The following is a 15,130-nucleotide window of genomic DNA, read 5'->3' on the forward strand; positions in this document are numbered from 1 at the left end:
TTAAGTCATTGAAATTAAAATGGATAATATGGACCGTCTGTATTCTTTGTTATTTTCGTGTCCTTTGGCGTATTTCTTTGTCCAACGATGATCAAGTACAATATGAGTACCAATAAAATAAGTTGAGTACATAGATGGCCATCAGTGATACAAAGCTAAGAGGCTTGCACGGCAAGCCCTATGACGGACCGCCTGAGTTAACTGACGCAGATGGCCTGGGAATCCGCATCACGCCAAAGGGTATTATCAGCTTTCAGTACCGATACCGATTTAACGGCAAGCAACATCGCCTCGGGATCGGTCGGTATCCGGAAATTTCGCTGAGGGATGCCAGAATAAAAGTAGGAGAATTCAAGGAGTCGCTTGGAGCAGGGAAAGACCCTAAGCACCATAAGCCACAGGTTAAATTCCGCCCAACACTTCAAGACTGCATAAACTACTGGTGGAAAAATTATGTGCAGCAATCGCTCCGGGAAAGCACGCAAGAAGTTTACAACCGCGTAGTTCTGAACGAAATGGAAGGCGTGTTTGAGGGTATTCCTCTTGAGGATATAAACGTCAGTACATGGGTAGATTTCTTTACCAAAAAAGAGCAGGAAAATCCTGTTAAGGCCCGGAGGCTTCTGGTTAATCTGCGTGGTGCCGTAGACTGGTGTACACGAAGGCAATATATAGACAATTCAACCCTGCTTCGCCTTGACCCTAAAGACTTTGGCAAAAAACCAAGGGTAGGGGAAACAGTCCTGACCTATCGCCAGCTGGCCCAAATTTGGCTGGAAAATGAAAAAACCATGGCGACCGCCTCCTCTAAGCGCCTGGTTAAGTTGCTCATACTTTATGGCGCTCGAAATAGTGAGATGCGCGAAGCTCTCAAGCAAGAATTCGATTTCGAAGAAAACATTTGGACTCTGCCGGCCGCAAAGAGCAAAACAGATAAAATTATCAGGCGTCCTATTTTCAAGCATGCGCTGCCACTGCTTGAGGAGGCAAAAGCATCAGGAAAGGATATTCTTTTTCCGGGCGCTTACGATCGCGATGTTCCCTTGTCGATTGGCTCGGCAACAAGATATGTCAGGCTATTGCGTGATCAGTTGGGTATCGGTGATTTTACGGCTCATGACTTCAGGCGAACTCTGGCGACCAGGCTTTCTGAGGAAGGCGTTGCGCCGCACGTAATCGAGAAGATGCTTGGACATGATTTAGGGGGCGTGCTTGCCGTTTATAACAAGCACGACTGGTTAGCAGAACAGAAGGCGGCATATGAGCTCTATGCAGAAAAGATTTTTGAGCAAATTAAGCTGATTTCTGGTTAACGCCGCCGTTAAGTATCCAGCTATCAACCTCGGCCAGTAAGTAAAGCTTTGGACGGCTTCTTACTGGTTTAGGGAACCCCATCTTATGCGTGTAAGTCCAGATGGTCATTCTGGATGAAACCTTTAGCTTATCCATAACCTCTTTTTCTGAAATCAAGTCTGTATTGGCCATGCTATTTCTCCACTCCTGCTGCAACAGGTTAAGCAACCGTGACACGTCACGGCGTGATATTTAATTTTGTCTCAAGCCAACCGCTGGTGGCCCAGCACTGCGAATCACCCTGGCACGGGCAGGCGCTGACCGGCAGGCGATCGCCACACTTCCCGCACTGGCGCTTTGCCAGCTCTGCAAGCTGCTGCTGCAGCTCCGCGTTATCTTTGCGGATAAGCATGGTGATGTACTCGTTCAGCTCATACGGTTCACGACCGGGGCGGCGTGCGGCGCAGTTATGCGCCAGCATCTCCAGTTCCTGACTATCCAGCGCCAGCTCCAGCTTTTTACCACCGGCAGCGGCCTGTCTGGCACGCTGCGCGGCTTTTCGTTCGGCGGCGGATAGGCATCAGTCAATATCCTTCCCGTAGTCAGCCATCGCCTGGCGCAGAAGTGGTAACCCTTCGGTCCAAGGAAGTTCAATAGCAGCTTCGATAGTCCGATAGAGCCCGATAGCGTCGCATTCCCAACTTTCAGCTTCGCTTCTCCAGTCGCCTTCCTCATCGAGCTGGCTTTCAAGGTCAGCTATTTGCCCTTGATAGTCGCCGCGCACCTCTTCCTCAACCTCAGAGCGAACCCTTTCTTTAAGAACCTCCATCACCTCTTCAACTGACAGAGTTCCGAGCAACTGATCCGGCTCTGCATTACTGAATTTCAGCGCGAGAACGTTGCTCATGGTCAGCCCTCCACGCGCTTAAACTCAATGACCCACACCCACGGGTTGGCCTGCCAGCTTTCCTCTCCGTAGATGCTCCACCACGTCTGACCGAACCATGAACGTGAAAAGTCAGGAAAGCCGTAGTCACGCGAAACAGCATCAATGGATGGATGGCTCGGCGGCGCACCTTCTGCAATCGCATCCGCCTGGCTAATATCCTGCAACCGCTCCACACGAACGCCGGTAATCTCCAGCGTTATGCGTGAAGCCCAGCGCGGCATGTGGGTGGATGGCCGCCAAGGGAATCCCCTATCTTCTCGGTTTGATTGCCCAGATGTTTCGGCATAGACCGCATGCCAGTAGCTGTCTGATGATTTGGGGATTGATGGCATCCAGGTGCGTTCATCGACATTGCCAAACTCATCAAGCGAGTCGTGTATTGCTTGCCACGTCTCACGCACCCACAGGCGATCACCTACTGCACCGAATGGGCAGGTGAACAGCGCTGAACGCGTATGCGTGCCAGTCGCGTTTGATTCTGCCCAATGGTATTTGCCTATATCAGCGCGCTTAGTCGAATCAGTGATGCGTAGCAAGCCAAAGTTAGGCGAGTCTGGCTGCACCTTCATAATCCGGCGCGTCATAGTTTTGCGTCCATCAATGATGGCTTTAATCATTTCAGGGTTAAAAATGATCGGCCGCTCTTTCATTTCCAAGCCCTCCCAAGCTTTATGTGGCTAACTTGGCTTTGCGATATTCCAAAGCGATCAGCTATTTCACGCTGCGTGCATCCCTTTTCCAAAAGCCGCTTGATAGAACGAACATCGACCTCGCGCAATTTCGCAGCGCCGTTACTTTCCCCGCGCTTTATTGAGGTGGGAATTTTTGCACGACCTCTTGCGCTACAGTCCTTCATGTTCTGCGATCGAGTTCCTGCGACGAGATGTTCTGGATTAATGCATTTTGGATTGTCGCAGGAATGCATAGCGTCTAAACCTTCAGGCAATTCCCCCTTCACCAGTTGATAAGCCAACCGATGGGCATAAACTCCACGCCCATTGATGGTTAGTTTTCCGTAACCGGCATTATTGGTGTGCCGCTGCCATTCCCAGCATCCAGTTTGTTCATTGATGCTGCATCCATTTGTAAGGCGGCGCGCCAAATGCTCCGGCGAATTTTGGTCGGCTCCTCGTCTTGGGTAGATTCGAGATTTGGTGTTGGTATTGCGCACCATGTCGGCGTTAAAGATGATTGGACGCTCATGCATCTTCTTCATCCTCCTCGACATGCTCTACTTCCGTGCCATCGTAGGCCGCCTTGACGCTATTGGCCGCCGAGATGATGGCGTTGAACTGTTCAGGATTAACCGTTACACCGGGGAACTGACGCGAAAGTTCAAAGCTAATGGCAGCAACGAGTTTCATCTGGTCGATGCAAATGGTGGTTTTCATCACTCACAATCCTTACCGGCGCGGAGTTGGGCGGAGATTTGATCGCCGGTGTAAACAGCTCCAGCAGCGACACCAATTTCCCGCGCATCGAACGTCCCTTCATCAATCAGTTGTTGGAGTTTTCCGGACAGCATTTCCACACCCTCAGCCCGCACAGAGTTGATATATGAGTCGGTGGCCGGGAATGGGTTTTCGGCGTTTACATCTCGGCTCGCATACATGTTGATTTCAGAAACATAATCCAGCGGAACGCCTGCAAACATATATCCTTCACCTTCAGAAAAATATTCGACGTGATTTTCACTGATATCCGTCAGCAACTTCAGCAGTACAGCATTCTCCTCCGCCAGCTCGTCCAACTTCTGCTGTAACTCATTACCACGCACGAACGCACAGTCCAGACGCGTTGATAGGTCAGAAATAAGGTTTGCAACATCCAGCATGTTATGTGATGAGCGGAGTGTTTTTGCCAGTTGATGTCCTGACGAGACCAGTTCTTTGCTGGTTGCTTCGGTTTTCATATTTTCGGCCTCAGTGAATGGTGATGTTGATGGTTTTATTAAGGCGCTCAGCTTCACGCTGCGCCTTAATCGGATTACTGATTACCGATCCGTCAGGCATTACCCAGCCGTTGAGGATATGGCTGTAGGGCAGGGTGATAATGCCTACGGTGATATGGTCGTTTGGCTTTTGCATCTCAGTAGACTCCTGGATAACCAATTTCGTCTGCATCATCAGCGTCCAGCACAAGCAGGCTGTCTCCGTAGTAAAGCGCCGCTACCAGCCTTTCGAAGTCGCCACGGAACTGGTGTACCTTCTTGCCCAGCGCATCGCCCTCAAGCGCGCCGGAGAAGAGCTGCCAAACGGGCTTTCCATCGTGCAACACGTCAACCGTCTCTCGCTCTTCGTAGGCCGTTTGTTTAGTGAAATACAGGTTGTTGTCGAACTGGAACGCGTGGTCTTTACTACGGGATCGGATGCTATAGCTGCTTGGTGCCTTTTCCAGTCCGACCATGAATGAGCCATAGTCGCTGTAAGCCATAAGTACTGATGGGGCTTCCCAGCCTTGCTGCGCCGCTTCTTCCTCGTGGTCTTTGACGAACGCAGCCCATAGGTCAGATGCCTTGATGTACTGAGGCACCTCATGGGATTTCACAAACTCCAAAACGTGTTCGCGCATCGAGGTGACTAGTCGATCAGAAACGGCGTTGCCTTCCCAGGTCGCGGCCAGTTCCTTCGCCATCAGCAAGTTGTAGCGTGGTAGATCGACCAGTTCGGAGATGTTGGCTGGCAGCGCCTCTTCCAGCGCTTTCTTCACAGCTCGCGGGAACTCGCCCCAGCGGAACGTGTCTTTAATGGCTTCTTCATACAGGCTGGTGACGTGCTTGCGTACCATGTCAGCAAACTCAGGTGACTTTTCAAACTCTGAGCAGTGCGCTGCAATTGCTGTTGCCAGGCTGTTAGCTATATTTTTTTCGTTACTCATTTCTGTCTCCACACACGATTTTTGGTTGCATGAATCCCTTGCCAGTGACGGCAATAAAAAACTTTTGGGATTCGTTTAAGTTGGCTGGTGAGCTACTGCAATAACCCACAGCCCGATTACTCCACACATTTGAAAGGTTGCTGCGGTGCCGGGTGCCTCCCGGTGCTCTGGCCGAACTGGCAAACTCCAGAGCGGTGACCTTTAGACTTTCAGCATCGCACGATAGTTACGATGCCAGTTCTCCGCGTGCGCTAGCCGCATTCACCACAACGGTTGAGAGCGCTGGCTAACCAGGCGCGCGATGTTCTTTGCCAATCACCGCTCAACGCTCTCACCGTTGTGTGCTCGTCTCTCCGAGCCGTCTCTGCTCTATCGCGGTTGTCGCGTATGCCACGCCAGCACCTAACGAGTTTTTACGCCCTTTGCCGTTTGCATCATCTTGGCGCCGCTATTATCGGTAGCAGTACCGCTACTTGGTGGACATTTATGGAGACCGTCTTGAAGTAGTAAACCATCCAGTCTCGTTCAAAGAACTTGTGAAAATTCTCTCAACGAGACGTTGGGTGCCGGTTACCGATCCGGCTCTGTCTCGCTTTTGGCTTACAGAAGATTAGTTGTGATGGCTGGTGACTATTACCCAGCTCAGTGGCGCGGTGTTTTCCATCGTAGCCGCCCGTTCCATCCGCGTTCAATCATTCCTTATGCTCGCCTAGAACGTCTCGCCTGCTTATCAATCTCAACCGTTTGACGGTCATCATCCGTCATTCATCACAACGAGAAGGGCATTTACTCCACGTCTCTAAAGCGTTCGAAAACACCCGCTTTGCAAACGCCCTTTTCGTTGTGAAAAAAGAGGGCGGTTTAATCAGAATGGGTTACTGAAGAAACCGCCAAACAACACAGCGTCATCCTTAAAATACCGGCTTGGCTGCCAGACTATCTACACAGCACTCCAACAACACGATCCCCGCATCACCATCACAAATCAGATCGGCATCTGGGAACAGGTACAGAAAGGTAATCTGGTCCCAAAACTTGGTGTTGCTCATGTTTTTGACCATTCTCATCTCAAAATCCGTAAGTAACCGCTGATGAGGGAAACAATAATGCGGATATGCATATAACGCAAGTGGTAAAATGCGTTATATGCAAATTATAAATGTTAAAGACGCAAAAAAGCCCGGCAGAACCGGGCTTATTGGGCTTGTAAGGAGGGCTTAGCCGTGTCGTTTGAAGGATTGCGACTGGCTAATCATGACCTTGCCGAAAATATAAAAGCGGTGCTCATTCGATTCATCAATGAACCAGTCACGATATCGGGTATTGTCAGAAATGACGACGATTTTATCGGGAACCATCTGTAAGCGCTTTATGTGAATTTTCCCATCGAAACCAAACACATAAATACCATCACCATCAAACTGATTCACTGAAACATCCACGAAAACCAAATCTCCTGGCTCGATAGTGCCTGACATACTGTCACCGCGGACATTAACCATCTTGACCGTAGTCGCAGGCCTACCGCCGAAGAAGTTCTTGGCGTGCTCTGTGTTGTACTCAATAGAGCGAATGACATCGATTATGTCACTACCAACAAACGCTCCTGGGCCCGCACTTACATTTACATCAAGCAAATCCACACGATACACATCCCCCCCTTGTATAACCTTAACCATATCATTACTGTTATTATATACAGTATTTTTTGGATCGGAGGGAATAAATAATTCACCGAGGCTCACATTTAGCTCATTCGCTATTTTTTTAAGCGATTGCTCGGTAAAGGATTTTTGCTTTCCTGTCTCAAGGCGTGAAATGTTCGCTTGGTCGACGCCTACTGCATCAGCCAGATCATTCATTGTCAGCCCGCGCGCAAGCCGCAGTTCTCTGATTCGATTTCCTATGTTCATGTGCCTATTTAATGGCTGGTTTGCATGAAACGCAAATTAACTTGCGCAATCCGCTAGCATGAAATAATATGCGAATTACGCAACTAAGGGGGTTAAAAATGTCTTCACCGTTACGAAACTTGCGCAAGTCGCAAGGAAGAACACTAAGTGAAGTAGCCGGCGCCATCCATCTGGATGTAGGCAACCTGAGCCGTATTGAACGCGGTCTGCAGGTGGCATCACTGGATGTAGCAGAGCGCCTAGCTTTGTTCTTTAAAGGCGAGATCAGCGAGCTGGAAATTCTTTATCCCCAGCGCTACCTGACCAGCACCGAGACTTTAACAGCTACGCCACCCGTAGCGAAACCACAGTAGAGAGGGCTTAGCCGTGGGTAAACCTGACTGGCAAATAGAAAAGCAACCAGCCTGGCTTGTTGCTGCGATCCGTAAAACCATCACCAGTATGCCTGGCGGTTATGCGGAAGCAGCTGAATGGCTTGGCATAACAGAGAACGCGCTCTTTAACCGCCTGCGTCTTGAGGGCGACCAGATATTCCCTATGGGCTGGGCGATCGTTCTTCAACAGGCCAGCGGAACTAAATATATCGCCGACGCAGTGTCGCATCAGTCGAACAGCGTAAACGTCCCGATGGTGGAGATCGAAGATGTTGATAATGCCGACATCAACGAGCGCCTGATGGAGTCGGTTGAGTGGATCGGCAAGCATTCAGCCTATCTGCGTAAAGCCACAGAGGATGGCGTGATTGATGCGGCCGAAAGGGAGCAGATTGAGGAGAACAGCTATCAGGTAATGGCTAAGTGGCAGGAGCATCTGACGCTGCTGTATCGCGTGTTTTGCCCGCCAGATAAGGCGAACGCCCCAGGTTGCAGCCCGGAGCGTTCAGTTGCGACCAAATCACTTGGTGTGGAGAAATAATCGCATGGTCAATTTAAACAGATTCCATCCTGTTCCGCAATTTAGATGCCTGCCATCGGCTGGTGGCCATTTCAATCAGGAGCCGCTGCGGTATGTGCTTAATGTACCCGGATGCAGCGAAGAGGTGAACCACAGCTTTGTTGAGTGGGCTGTGGGTGAGTCACACCGTCAACTGGGGTTAACGAAATGCGCGAGCTCAACCGAAGGTTTAAAGACAAGCGCGGCGTTATCATCCGTGTCGTTCGCTGGGAGCCCGAAACAAACCGCGTTATCTACCTGCGTGACAATTACGAACATGGCGAGTGTTTCAGCTCTCTCGAACGGTTCAAGCAATATTTCAGGGAGGTCACTGTAGATCATGAGCCTACTTCTGAAAGTTAAACCATTAGTGATTAGCCCGGAGCTGGCGCAACGTATCGGTTTGAATGAAGCCATTGTGCTTCAGCAGATATGCTACTGGCTGGAAGACACTACAGCTGGCATTGAGTATGACGGCAAGAGATGGGTTTATAACAGCATTAATGCTTGGAATGAGCAGTTTCCATGGTGGACCGGGAAGACGATACAAAGAACAGTTTCTTCATTGAAAAAGATGGGTCTGATTCATGTTGAGCAACTTAAGAAAAGACAGCATGACCAGACTAATTATTACGCAATTAACTACGTAAACCCTTTGCTGACCGATAAGGACAATTTGTCCCTATCGAGAGAGACAATTTGTCCCAATCGAAAAGGTCAATCTGTCCCTATGGATAAGGCCAACTTGTCCCAATCCATAGGGTCAAATTGTCCCAATGTTACAGAGAATACAACAGAGATTACTACAGAGATTACTACAGAGATTACAACAACCCCTTCTTGTCAGGTTGCGGGGCAACCCGACCATGCCCCTGACGCAAATCAGGATGCTTTCATTGTGCTGGAACATCTGGTGCGTGCTTCTGGTCTGCGCTTCCAGAAATCAAAATCATCGCTGGGGCCTATTCGCGGTCGCCTGTCTGAAGATTTCACTGCTGATGAGCTAATCCTCACTGTCGATTACTCAATCGCTAAGTGGGGTGAAGACACCAAAATGCGTGAGTACGTACGACCGGAAACCATTTTTCGTCAGGGTAAGTTTCCGGGTTATCTGGGCTCAGCTCAGAAATGGGACAAGGCTGGTCGCCCGAAGTGCATCAACGGCAAGTGGCAGCGCGATGCAATGAGTTTCGCTTCAGATTATTCCAAAGTGGATTACTCAACAGTTCCTGAAGGCTTCAATAAGGGATGGAAGAATCATGGTTAACCACGAATCAAAAATTCTTGAACTGATTACCCGCAATGGTCTGCTGAAGGTCCGCGAACTCTGCAAGCGCACTGGCCTGCATGAAACTTCTGTGAAGCGCTTTATCAAACCGCTGTTCACAAAGGGCCTGCTGAAGCGGGCAAGCGACTGGAGCTACTCGATCAACACTGACCCGCTGCCAGTTGAGAGCGAGAAATTTGCCCGCCTGGCGAAGCAGGCCAGCGAACTTGAGGCCAAAGGGTTCTGGCTACGTGCAGCACAGGTATGGCGTGAAGCCATGCTGGTGGCAAAGTTCGACGCATCACGCAACGAAGCCAAAGAGAATTGCGACCGCTGCGTCGTAAAAGGCTCACTCAACTGTGGCAGCTACGGTGGACTCGACACAGGTCGCATCATTTCAGCCAGCGTGCACAGGCATTTGTTATGAAAGCGCACCTGAAGAGCTACTACCAACGCAATGAGATTTTCTACCGGGCCATTCCTACTGCAGTAGTGATGATTGCCGCCCTGATTTTTGTCCTGACATGGGAGCTGACCACAGCATGAGTACTTTAGCGCGCATTTACGACGATAAGAAAAACAGCGATACCGACATCACCACCCGAAAAACCTATCTGCTGGGGGTTAATGAGCTCTATGTCGAAACCAATTACAACATTCGTGATATTGATCAGACCCATGTCGAAGAGTTCCGCGACGCCTTTATCGCTGGTGAGCACGTGCCTCCGCTGGCTGTTAAGGTCACTGAGAAGGGCATTAAGATCATCGATGGCCATCACCGCTATTACGGTGCAAAGCTGGCTCAGGAAGCAGGCTACACGCTACGCCTTGAGTGTAAAGACTTTGTGGGCAGTGAAGCTGACAGCGTAGCGTTCATGGTCACCAGCAGTCAGGGACGCGCTCTGTTGCCGCTGGAACGTGCAGCAGCTTGTCGCTACCGATGTAAAACTGGCCCACCTGCCGATGTAAATCTGACCCACCTAGGGTAAAAATGGCAGTTTTAAGGCACTGCCAATGATGACATTGGAGACCAGAGTGGAGATTAGTGTTTTACACCGTCAGGGCATGTCGATACGCGCCATCGCGCGCCAGCTTTCATGCTCTCGTGAGACCGTTCGCAGATATATTCGTAGCCCGCTGCCCGTAGCGGATATGCGCTACAAGCCTCGCGCACCCAGACCCTGCAAGCTTGACCCGTTCAAGACCTATATCCTTGAGCGCGTGGCCGCTGCCAGGCCCCTCTGGATCCCCGCCAGTGTGCTGCTGCGCGAGATCCGTCAGCGTGGTTACGAGGGTGGTTACAGCATGCTGACCGCTTTCCTGCACCCCATTAAGCAGCCCGTCACTGAAGAGGTAACACGCTTCGAGACCGAGCCTGGCTTTCAGATGCAAGTTGATTTCACCATCATCAGACTCGGTCATAACCCATTGCTGGCCTTTGTCGCCACGCTGGGCTGGAGCCGCGCGACTTTCGTCAAGTTTTACAGCAACCAGGACTCCGCTGCCTGGTGTGACGGCATTGAGTCTGCGCTCAGGTTCTTCGGCGGGACGCCGCATCAGCTGCTGTTCGACAACGCCAAGGCCATCATCATTGAGCGCGATGTCTACGGCCCCGGTAAGCATCGCTGGAACCCGCAGTTGATGCACGTCGCCGAGAAGTATGCCTTTACTCCCAAGGTCTGCCGACCCTATCGCGCCAAGACCAAGGGTAAGGTTGAGCGGTTTAACCATTACCTCAAGAACAGCTTTATCGTGCCTCTTACCGCGACCTTCCGGCAGGCCGGGCTGGTACTGGATGTACCTGCTGCCAACACACGCATCGGCGAGTGGCTGGTCACCGTCGCGAACACACGAGTGCATGGCACCACAGGCGTACCGCCTGAGCAGCGCATGCCGCGCGAGCGTGCTGCGCTATTGCCGTTACCGAAGGTCACGTTGGCATTGCCTGCACCTGTCCCAGCGCTCAGCCAGCGTCCGGTGCCGACCGAGAGCCTGCAACATCCTCTGGCAACGTACCAGGCCTTGCTCGAGGTGCCAGCATGAACCTTCAACATGATCGTATTGCCGCGCTCTGCGAGCAACTCAAGCTCGACCGCCTGCCGGCAGAGTGGCCGGGTGTGGCACAGGCGACCATCGACAACAGCGGCACGCATGCCGACTTCCTGGAAGCCGTTTTGCAGCTCCAGCATGATGGCCAGAACGAACGGCGTCGCCAGACCATTTTGCGGTTATCAGGCCTGCCGGTGATAAAAACACTGGAGCAGTTCGATTACGCCTATGCCAGTGGCGTTCCACGAAGTCAGATCCAGGAGTTGGCGGGTCTGACATTTATCGAACGTCAGGAGAACGTTGTCCTGCTCGGGCCTTCTGGCGTCGGCAAAACGCACCTGGCGACCGCCATTGGCTATAAGGCCGCGATGGCGGGGTTAAGCATTCGGTTCATTACCGCCGCCGACATGATGCTGCAACTGATGGCGTCACATCGTCAGGGTGACCTGAAGGGCTACCTGAACCGCGTCGTAGGTAAACCTAAGCTGTTGATCATCGACGAAGTGGGATATCTGCCGTTCGGTAAAATGGAGGCGAACCTGTTCTTCCAGGTAGTCGCTAAACGGTATGAGTCAGGCAGCGTGATCCTGACCAGCAACCTGCCGTTTACGCAGTGGTCCGGAACGTTTGGTGATGACGAGACACTGACGGCAGCGATGCTGGATCGGCTGCTTAACCATGCGCATATCGCCCAAATCAGCGGCCAAAGCTATCGACTGAAAGATAAGCTGAAAAGCGGTCAACTCCAGAAGAAAACGAAAGCAACAACGCTCGAATGATTCAAAGGGGGTGGGTCAGTTTTACTTTGGCAGGGTGGGTCAGAATTCGATCGGTATTGACAGCATAGCTTTTGCAAATTAGCTTTAAGACAATCATCTGCATAATTAATGAGAAAGCTCGGTATTTTCTCAAAAAGGAAATCACATGCCTTTAATGACAGACACGGCGATTCGCGCCAGTTTTTTTGACTTTACAGCTTTAGCCGACCAGCCAGACGACATTCTGGCTCAGGCCCGCTTTATAGACGATGGTGTACTGCTGCTGCGTGCAGGGCGCGTGGTCGGTTTGCATGAGTGGCAAAACATTAGCGAGCAGTTAAACGGCATGGATATTGTCGATCTGCGCGGCAAGCTTATCCTGCCGGGGTTTATCGACAGCCATATTCATTATCCGCAGACCGAAATGATAGGTGCATTTGGCGAACAGCTTCTTGAATGGCTGAATCAATATACTTTTCCGATCGAAGCGCAGTATCACTGCCCGCAGCATGCGGCGCAGATGTCAGCGTTTTTCCTGCGTCAATTGCTCGCCAACGGCACCACCAGCGCGCTGGTGTTTGGTACGGTGCATCCTCAATCGATTGAGGCACTGTTCAGTGCCGCCGAAGCGCTGAACATGCGCCTTATTGCAGGCAAAGTGATGATGGATCGCAACGCGCCCGATTATTTGCTCGAAACGCCGGAAGAAAGTTACCAGCAAACGCGTGCACTGATTGAGCGCTGGCATCAGCGCGGTCGTCTGAGCTATGCATTGACGCCACGTTTTGCGCCGACGTCTTCACATGCCTTGCTGGAAAAAGTGTGTCAGCTGCGAAAAGAGTTTCCGGATACCTGGGTACATACCCATCTCAGTGAAAGTGCGCAGGAAACCGCCTGGGTAAAAGAGCTGTTCCCGGAACGGGACGGTTACCTGGATGTTTATCATTATTATCAGCTTACCGGCCGCCGCAGCGTATTCGCGCACTGTATTCACCTTGAAGATGATGAATGGCAATGCCTGCACGATACCGATTCATCCATTGCGTTTTGCCCCACATCCAATCTGTTTCTTGGCAGTGGTCTGTTTAATATCAAACGTAGCTGGCAGCAGGGCGTTAAGGTCGGTATCGGTACGGACGTCGGAGCGGGAACCACCTTTAATCTGTTGCAGACGCTGGGCGAAGCCTACAAGGTCGGTCAGCTACAGGGTTACAAACTCAACGCCGCCGAAGCCTTCTATCATGCGACGCTGGGCGGCGCACATGCGCTGGATCTTGACCAGGTGATTGGTAATTTTGCCGCCGGTAAAGAAGCTGATTTTGTGGTAATCGATCCCGCAGCTTCGGCACTACAAAAGTTGCGCATCGGCAACAGCAAAGACATCTGGGAAAAACTATTTGTCTTAATGACGCTGGGAGACGATCGCAATATTGTTCAAACCTGGCTACATGGACGCCCCGCCTGGCAACGCGACGCCGGGGAGAGTACCGTATGATCCAGTTTCTTCTCAATAATACGCTGATTACCGAAAATGACATCGATCCGAATCTGACCGTATTGAATTATCTGCGTACCCGTCTGCGACGCACCGGCACCAAAGAAGGTTGTGCGTCAGGGGATTGTGGCGCCTGTAGTGTGACGCTGGGGAAAGCAGTAGAGGGGAAAATGCAGTACGAAACCGTTAACAGTTGCCTGACGCTGGTTAGCACATTGCAGGGTAAACAACTGATTACGGTTGAAGATTTAAAGCAAGGTAACCAGCTGCATCCCGCTCAGCAGGCGATGGTAGCATGCCACGGTTCTCAGTGCGGTTTCTGTACGCCGGGTTTTGTCATGTCGCTGTTTAGCCTGCAGAAAAACAGAAAAGACTGGGACCGTCATCAGGCAGAAATCGCACTGGCGGGAAACCTGTGCCGCTGCATCGGTTATCGCGCCATCATGGATGCGGCCAGGCAGGTCTGTTCTCAGCCATGTCACGACAAATTCGACCAAACGGCTGCGAATGTCGTGCAACGCCTTGAAGCGCTCATCCAGCCTGAGATGCAAGCGCTGAGCGGCAACGGCCATCGCTGTTTCCTGCCTAAAACACCAGAGCAGCTGGCTCAAATCTATCTTGAGCACCCTAATGCCAGGCTGGTGGCCGGCGGCACCGATCTCAGTTTGCATATTACGCAGCAGTACAAACCGCTGCCGATCCTCATTACGCTCGAACACATTGAGGCGCTGAAGGTGTGCAGCGAAGCTGACGAGCATTACATACTGGGGGCGGGGGCTTCCCTTAACCAGGTCAGTGAGTTTTTGGCTGCACGCATTCCGGGCGTGAGTGAAATGCTGCAACGTTTCGCTTCGCTGCAAATTCGCCATCAGGGAACGCTCGGCGGCAATATTGCCAATGCATCGCCAATTGGTGATGCGTCTCCCATGCTTTTAGCGCTCAATGCTTCGCTGCAATTGCAGCGGGGCGATCGGCAGCGGAACGTCGCGCTCGATGAATTTTTTACCGGTTATCGCCAAACGGTCTTGCAGGAAGGCGAATTTATCCGTGCTATTAAAGTGCCAAAAGTGACGGCGTCACCGGATTTTGTGGCCTGGAAAGTTTCCAAACGGCTGGATGATGACATATCTGCTGTTTTTGCAGCCTTTAATATTACGTGTCATCACGGCGTGGTCAGTGATGCGCGTATCGCATTCGGCGGCATGGCAGCCACGCCAAAGCGGGCCAGTGCCTGTGAACAGACATTAATGGGGCAACCCCTGAATGCGGTGACGGTTGCACAAGCCTGCGCTGCGCTGGCGCTGGATTTTCAGCCGCTAAGCGATTTCCGGGCCAGTGCCGATTACCGCCTGCAGGTTGCGCGTAATTTGCTGCGCCGCTATTACCATCGTTCCAGCGGCGATTTGACTATTACAGAGGTAAGCCGCTATGTCTCATAATCGTCCTGAACTTTCGGAAGCGGTGATCAAAGCGCAGTTTGCAGCGGAACTGCAAAGCGGCGTGGGCCGCAGCAATAAGGCCTAGTGGGAGCGAAGCTGCAAAATGCGACATCTGACTTTTTTGAACTGGATCTGAGTAAAAATTACTCACCTGTGA

At 51.5% G+C, this 15,130-nt stretch carries 22 protein-coding genes and 1 pseudogene; 12 read left to right on the plus strand and 11 right to left on the minus strand.

What is annotated here, in order from left to right:
• Positions 1-134: 134 nt before the first annotated feature.
• Positions 135-1,313 carry a tyrosine-type recombinase/integrase gene (locus H2P46_RS05130; protein ID WP_193404122.1) on the plus strand — a complete coding sequence of 393 codons (1,179 nt, stop codon included), beginning with the start codon at positions 135-137 and terminating at the stop codon, positions 1,311-1,313.
• Here H2P46_RS05130 and H2P46_RS05135 read toward each other — a convergent pair.
• The 11 genes and pseudogenes from H2P46_RS05135 to H2P46_RS05185 form a co-directional block, all read right to left on the minus strand.
• Positions 1,294-1,485 (minus strand): helix-turn-helix transcriptional regulator, encoded by a 192-nt coding sequence (locus H2P46_RS05135; RefSeq protein ID WP_193404123.1) that lies wholly within the window; start codon positions 1,483-1,485, stop codon positions 1,294-1,296. The two genes, H2P46_RS05130 and H2P46_RS05135, sit on opposite strands and share 20 nt — an antisense overlap.
• Positions 1,486-1,531: 46 nt before the next feature.
• A pseudogene (locus tag H2P46_RS05140) lies at positions 1,532-1,867 on the minus strand (hypothetical protein); the annotation flags it as partial.
• Positions 1,868-1,873: 6 nt separating this feature from the next.
• Positions 1,874-2,200, minus strand: coding sequence for a hypothetical protein (locus tag H2P46_RS05145; RefSeq protein WP_193404124.1), 327 nt, complete (start codon positions 2,198-2,200; stop codon positions 1,874-1,876).
• A gap of 2 nt (positions 2,201-2,202) precedes the next feature.
• Complete coding sequence (locus tag H2P46_RS05150; RefSeq protein ID WP_193404125.1) at positions 2,203-2,892, minus strand: ASCH domain-containing protein; 690 nt, start codon at positions 2,890-2,892, stop codon at positions 2,203-2,205.
• On the minus strand, positions 2,889-3,458 hold the full coding sequence (locus H2P46_RS05155; RefSeq protein ID WP_193404126.1) for an HNH endonuclease: 570 nt from the start codon (positions 3,456-3,458) through the stop codon (positions 2,889-2,891). The genes H2P46_RS05150 and H2P46_RS05155 overlap by 4 nt, the downstream gene beginning before the upstream one ends.
• The gene (locus tag H2P46_RS05160) at positions 3,442-3,633 is read right to left on the minus strand and encodes a hypothetical protein (protein ID WP_193404127.1); all 192 of its coding nucleotides are present in this window, start codon (positions 3,631-3,633) and stop codon (positions 3,442-3,444) included. The genes H2P46_RS05155 and H2P46_RS05160 overlap by 17 nt, the downstream gene beginning before the upstream one ends.
• Positions 3,633-4,154 (minus strand): hypothetical protein, encoded by a 522-nt coding sequence (locus tag H2P46_RS05165; RefSeq protein ID WP_193404128.1) that lies wholly within the window; start codon positions 4,152-4,154, stop codon positions 3,633-3,635. Before H2P46_RS05165 ends, H2P46_RS05160 begins: the two co-directional genes overlap by 1 nt.
• 10 nt (positions 4,155-4,164) lie before the next feature.
• Positions 4,165-4,329 (minus strand): DUF1317 family protein, encoded by a 165-nt coding sequence (locus tag H2P46_RS05170; RefSeq protein WP_193404129.1) that lies wholly within the window; start codon positions 4,327-4,329, stop codon positions 4,165-4,167.
• A 1-nt stretch (position 4,330) separates the two neighbouring features.
• On the minus strand, positions 4,331-5,119 hold the full coding sequence (locus H2P46_RS05175) for a hypothetical protein (RefSeq protein ID WP_193404130.1): 789 nt from the start codon (positions 5,117-5,119) through the stop codon (positions 4,331-4,333).
• A 911-nt stretch (positions 5,120-6,030) separates the two neighbouring features.
• A complete protein-coding gene (locus H2P46_RS05180) occupies positions 6,031-6,186 on the minus strand; it encodes a hypothetical protein (protein WP_193404131.1) in 156 nt (51 codons plus the stop codon).
• Positions 6,187-6,336: 150 nt separating this feature from the next.
• Positions 6,337-7,032, minus strand: a complete 696-nt coding sequence (locus H2P46_RS05185; RefSeq protein ID WP_193404132.1) for an XRE family transcriptional regulator — start codon at positions 7,030-7,032, stop codon at positions 6,337-6,339.
• A gap of 98 nt (positions 7,033-7,130) precedes the next feature.
• Between H2P46_RS05185 and H2P46_RS05190 the strand changes: the two genes are divergently transcribed.
• From H2P46_RS05190 to xdhA, 11 genes are all read left to right on the plus strand, one after another.
• A complete protein-coding gene (locus H2P46_RS05190; protein ID WP_193404133.1) occupies positions 7,131-7,385 on the plus strand; it encodes a helix-turn-helix domain-containing protein in 255 nt (84 codons plus the stop codon).
• Positions 7,386-7,398: 13 nt separating this feature from the next.
• Entirely contained in the window at positions 7,399-7,947 is a 549-nt protein-coding gene (locus tag H2P46_RS05195) for a YmfL family putative regulatory protein (RefSeq protein WP_193404134.1), read from the plus strand.
• Between the two features lie 186 nt (positions 7,948-8,133).
• The gene (locus tag H2P46_RS05200; RefSeq protein WP_193404135.1) at positions 8,134-8,328 is read left to right on the plus strand and encodes a DUF4222 domain-containing protein; all 195 of its coding nucleotides are present in this window, start codon (positions 8,134-8,136) and stop codon (positions 8,326-8,328) included.
• The gene (locus H2P46_RS05205; RefSeq protein WP_193404136.1) at positions 8,306-9,232 is read left to right on the plus strand and encodes a conserved phage C-terminal domain-containing protein; all 927 of its coding nucleotides are present in this window, start codon (positions 8,306-8,308) and stop codon (positions 9,230-9,232) included. Before H2P46_RS05200 ends, H2P46_RS05205 begins: the two co-directional genes overlap by 23 nt.
• Positions 9,225-9,659: a PerC family transcriptional regulator gene (locus H2P46_RS05210; RefSeq protein ID WP_193404137.1), complete on the plus strand. Its 435-nt coding sequence runs from the start codon at positions 9,225-9,227 to the stop codon at positions 9,657-9,659. The genes H2P46_RS05205 and H2P46_RS05210 overlap by 8 nt, the downstream gene beginning before the upstream one ends.
• Entirely contained in the window at positions 9,656-9,778 is a 123-nt protein-coding gene (locus H2P46_RS23245) for a hypothetical protein (protein ID WP_275092419.1), read from the plus strand. Before H2P46_RS05210 ends, H2P46_RS23245 begins: the two co-directional genes overlap by 4 nt.
• Positions 9,775-10,221, plus strand: coding sequence for a ParB N-terminal domain-containing protein (locus tag H2P46_RS05215; RefSeq protein WP_238938936.1), 447 nt, complete (start codon positions 9,775-9,777; stop codon positions 10,219-10,221). Before H2P46_RS23245 ends, H2P46_RS05215 begins: the two co-directional genes overlap by 4 nt.
• Before the next feature lie 25 nt (positions 10,222-10,246).
• On the plus strand, positions 10,247-11,275 hold the full coding sequence (istA, locus tag H2P46_RS05220; RefSeq protein WP_193403243.1) for an IS21 family transposase: 1,029 nt from the start codon (positions 10,247-10,249) through the stop codon (positions 11,273-11,275).
• Positions 11,272-12,060 (plus strand): IS21-like element helper ATPase IstB, encoded by a 789-nt coding sequence (gene istB / locus H2P46_RS05225; RefSeq protein WP_193404138.1) that lies wholly within the window; start codon positions 11,272-11,274, stop codon positions 12,058-12,060. The genes istA and istB overlap by 4 nt, the downstream gene beginning before the upstream one ends.
• A 145-nt stretch (positions 12,061-12,205) precedes the next feature.
• Positions 12,206-13,534, plus strand: a complete 1,329-nt coding sequence (gene guaD / locus H2P46_RS05230; protein WP_193404139.1) for a guanine deaminase — start codon at positions 12,206-12,208, stop codon at positions 13,532-13,534.
• The gene (gene xdhA, locus H2P46_RS05235) at positions 13,531-14,973 is read left to right on the plus strand and encodes a xanthine dehydrogenase small subunit (protein WP_193404140.1); all 1,443 of its coding nucleotides are present in this window, start codon (positions 13,531-13,533) and stop codon (positions 14,971-14,973) included. Before guaD ends, xdhA begins: the two co-directional genes overlap by 4 nt.
• Positions 14,974-15,130 lie beyond the last annotated feature (157 nt).

The sequence above is a fragment of the Mixta mediterraneensis genome, from assembly GCF_014946725.1.
GTDB lineage: Bacteria > Pseudomonadota > Gammaproteobacteria > Enterobacterales > Enterobacteriaceae > Pantoea > Pantoea mediterraneensis.

What these genes read in the sequence shown, in the direction of transcription:
- H2P46_RS05180 (WP_193404131.1), bottom strand. Translation starts at nt 6,186, where the DNA reads ATGAGAATGGTCAAAAACATGAGCAACACCAAGTTTTGGGACCAGATT.
- H2P46_RS05210 (WP_193404137.1), top strand. Translation starts at nt 9,225, where the DNA reads ATGGTTAACCACGAATCAAAAATTCTTGAACTGATTACCCGCAATGGT.
- H2P46_RS05160 (WP_193404127.1), bottom strand. Translation starts at nt 3,633, where the DNA reads ATGAAAACCACCATTTGCATCGACCAGATGAAACTCGTTGCTGCCATT.
- H2P46_RS05150 (WP_193404125.1), bottom strand. Translation starts at nt 2,892, where the DNA reads ATGAAAGAGCGGCCGATCATTTTTAACCCTGAAATGATTAAAGCCATC.
- H2P46_RS05205 (WP_193404136.1), top strand. Translation starts at nt 8,306, where the DNA reads ATGAGCCTACTTCTGAAAGTTAAACCATTAGTGATTAGCCCGGAGCTG.
- H2P46_RS05185 (WP_193404132.1), bottom strand. Translation starts at nt 7,032, where the DNA reads ATGAACATAGGAAATCGAATCAGAGAACTGCGGCTTGCGCGCGGGCTG.
- istB (WP_193404138.1), top strand. Translation starts at nt 11,272, where the DNA reads ATGAACCTTCAACATGATCGTATTGCCGCGCTCTGCGAGCAACTCAAG.
- H2P46_RS05135 (WP_193404123.1), bottom strand. Translation starts at nt 1,485, where the DNA reads ATGGCCAATACAGACTTGATTTCAGAAAAAGAGGTTATGGATAAGCTA.
- istA (WP_193403243.1), top strand. Translation starts at nt 10,247, where the DNA reads ATGATGACATTGGAGACCAGAGTGGAGATTAGTGTTTTACACCGTCAG.
- H2P46_RS05145 (WP_193404124.1), bottom strand. Translation starts at nt 2,200, where the DNA reads ATGAGCAACGTTCTCGCGCTGAAATTCAGTAATGCAGAGCCGGATCAG.
- guaD (WP_193404139.1), top strand. Translation starts at nt 12,206, where the DNA reads ATGCCTTTAATGACAGACACGGCGATTCGCGCCAGTTTTTTTGACTTT.
- H2P46_RS05175 (WP_193404130.1), bottom strand. Translation starts at nt 5,119, where the DNA reads ATGAGTAACGAAAAAAATATAGCTAACAGCCTGGCAACAGCAATTGCA.
- H2P46_RS05165 (WP_193404128.1), bottom strand. Translation starts at nt 4,154, where the DNA reads ATGAAAACCGAAGCAACCAGCAAAGAACTGGTCTCGTCAGGACATCAA.
- H2P46_RS05170 (WP_193404129.1), bottom strand. Translation starts at nt 4,329, where the DNA reads ATGCAAAAGCCAAACGACCATATCACCGTAGGCATTATCACCCTGCCC.
- H2P46_RS05130 (WP_193404122.1), top strand. Translation starts at nt 135, where the DNA reads ATGGCCATCAGTGATACAAAGCTAAGAGGCTTGCACGGCAAGCCCTAT.
- H2P46_RS05190 (WP_193404133.1), top strand. Translation starts at nt 7,131, where the DNA reads ATGTCTTCACCGTTACGAAACTTGCGCAAGTCGCAAGGAAGAACACTA.
- H2P46_RS05200 (WP_193404135.1), top strand. Translation starts at nt 8,134, where the DNA reads ATGCGCGAGCTCAACCGAAGGTTTAAAGACAAGCGCGGCGTTATCATC.
- H2P46_RS05155 (WP_193404126.1), bottom strand. Translation starts at nt 3,458, where the DNA reads ATGAAGAAGATGCATGAGCGTCCAATCATCTTTAACGCCGACATGGTG.
- xdhA (WP_193404140.1), top strand. Translation starts at nt 13,531, where the DNA reads ATGATCCAGTTTCTTCTCAATAATACGCTGATTACCGAAAATGACATC.
- H2P46_RS23245 (WP_275092419.1), top strand. Translation starts at nt 9,656, where the DNA reads ATGAAAGCGCACCTGAAGAGCTACTACCAACGCAATGAGATTTTCTAC.
- H2P46_RS05215 (WP_238938936.1), top strand. Translation starts at nt 9,775, where the DNA reads ATGAGTACTTTAGCGCGCATTTACGACGATAAGAAAAACAGCGATACC.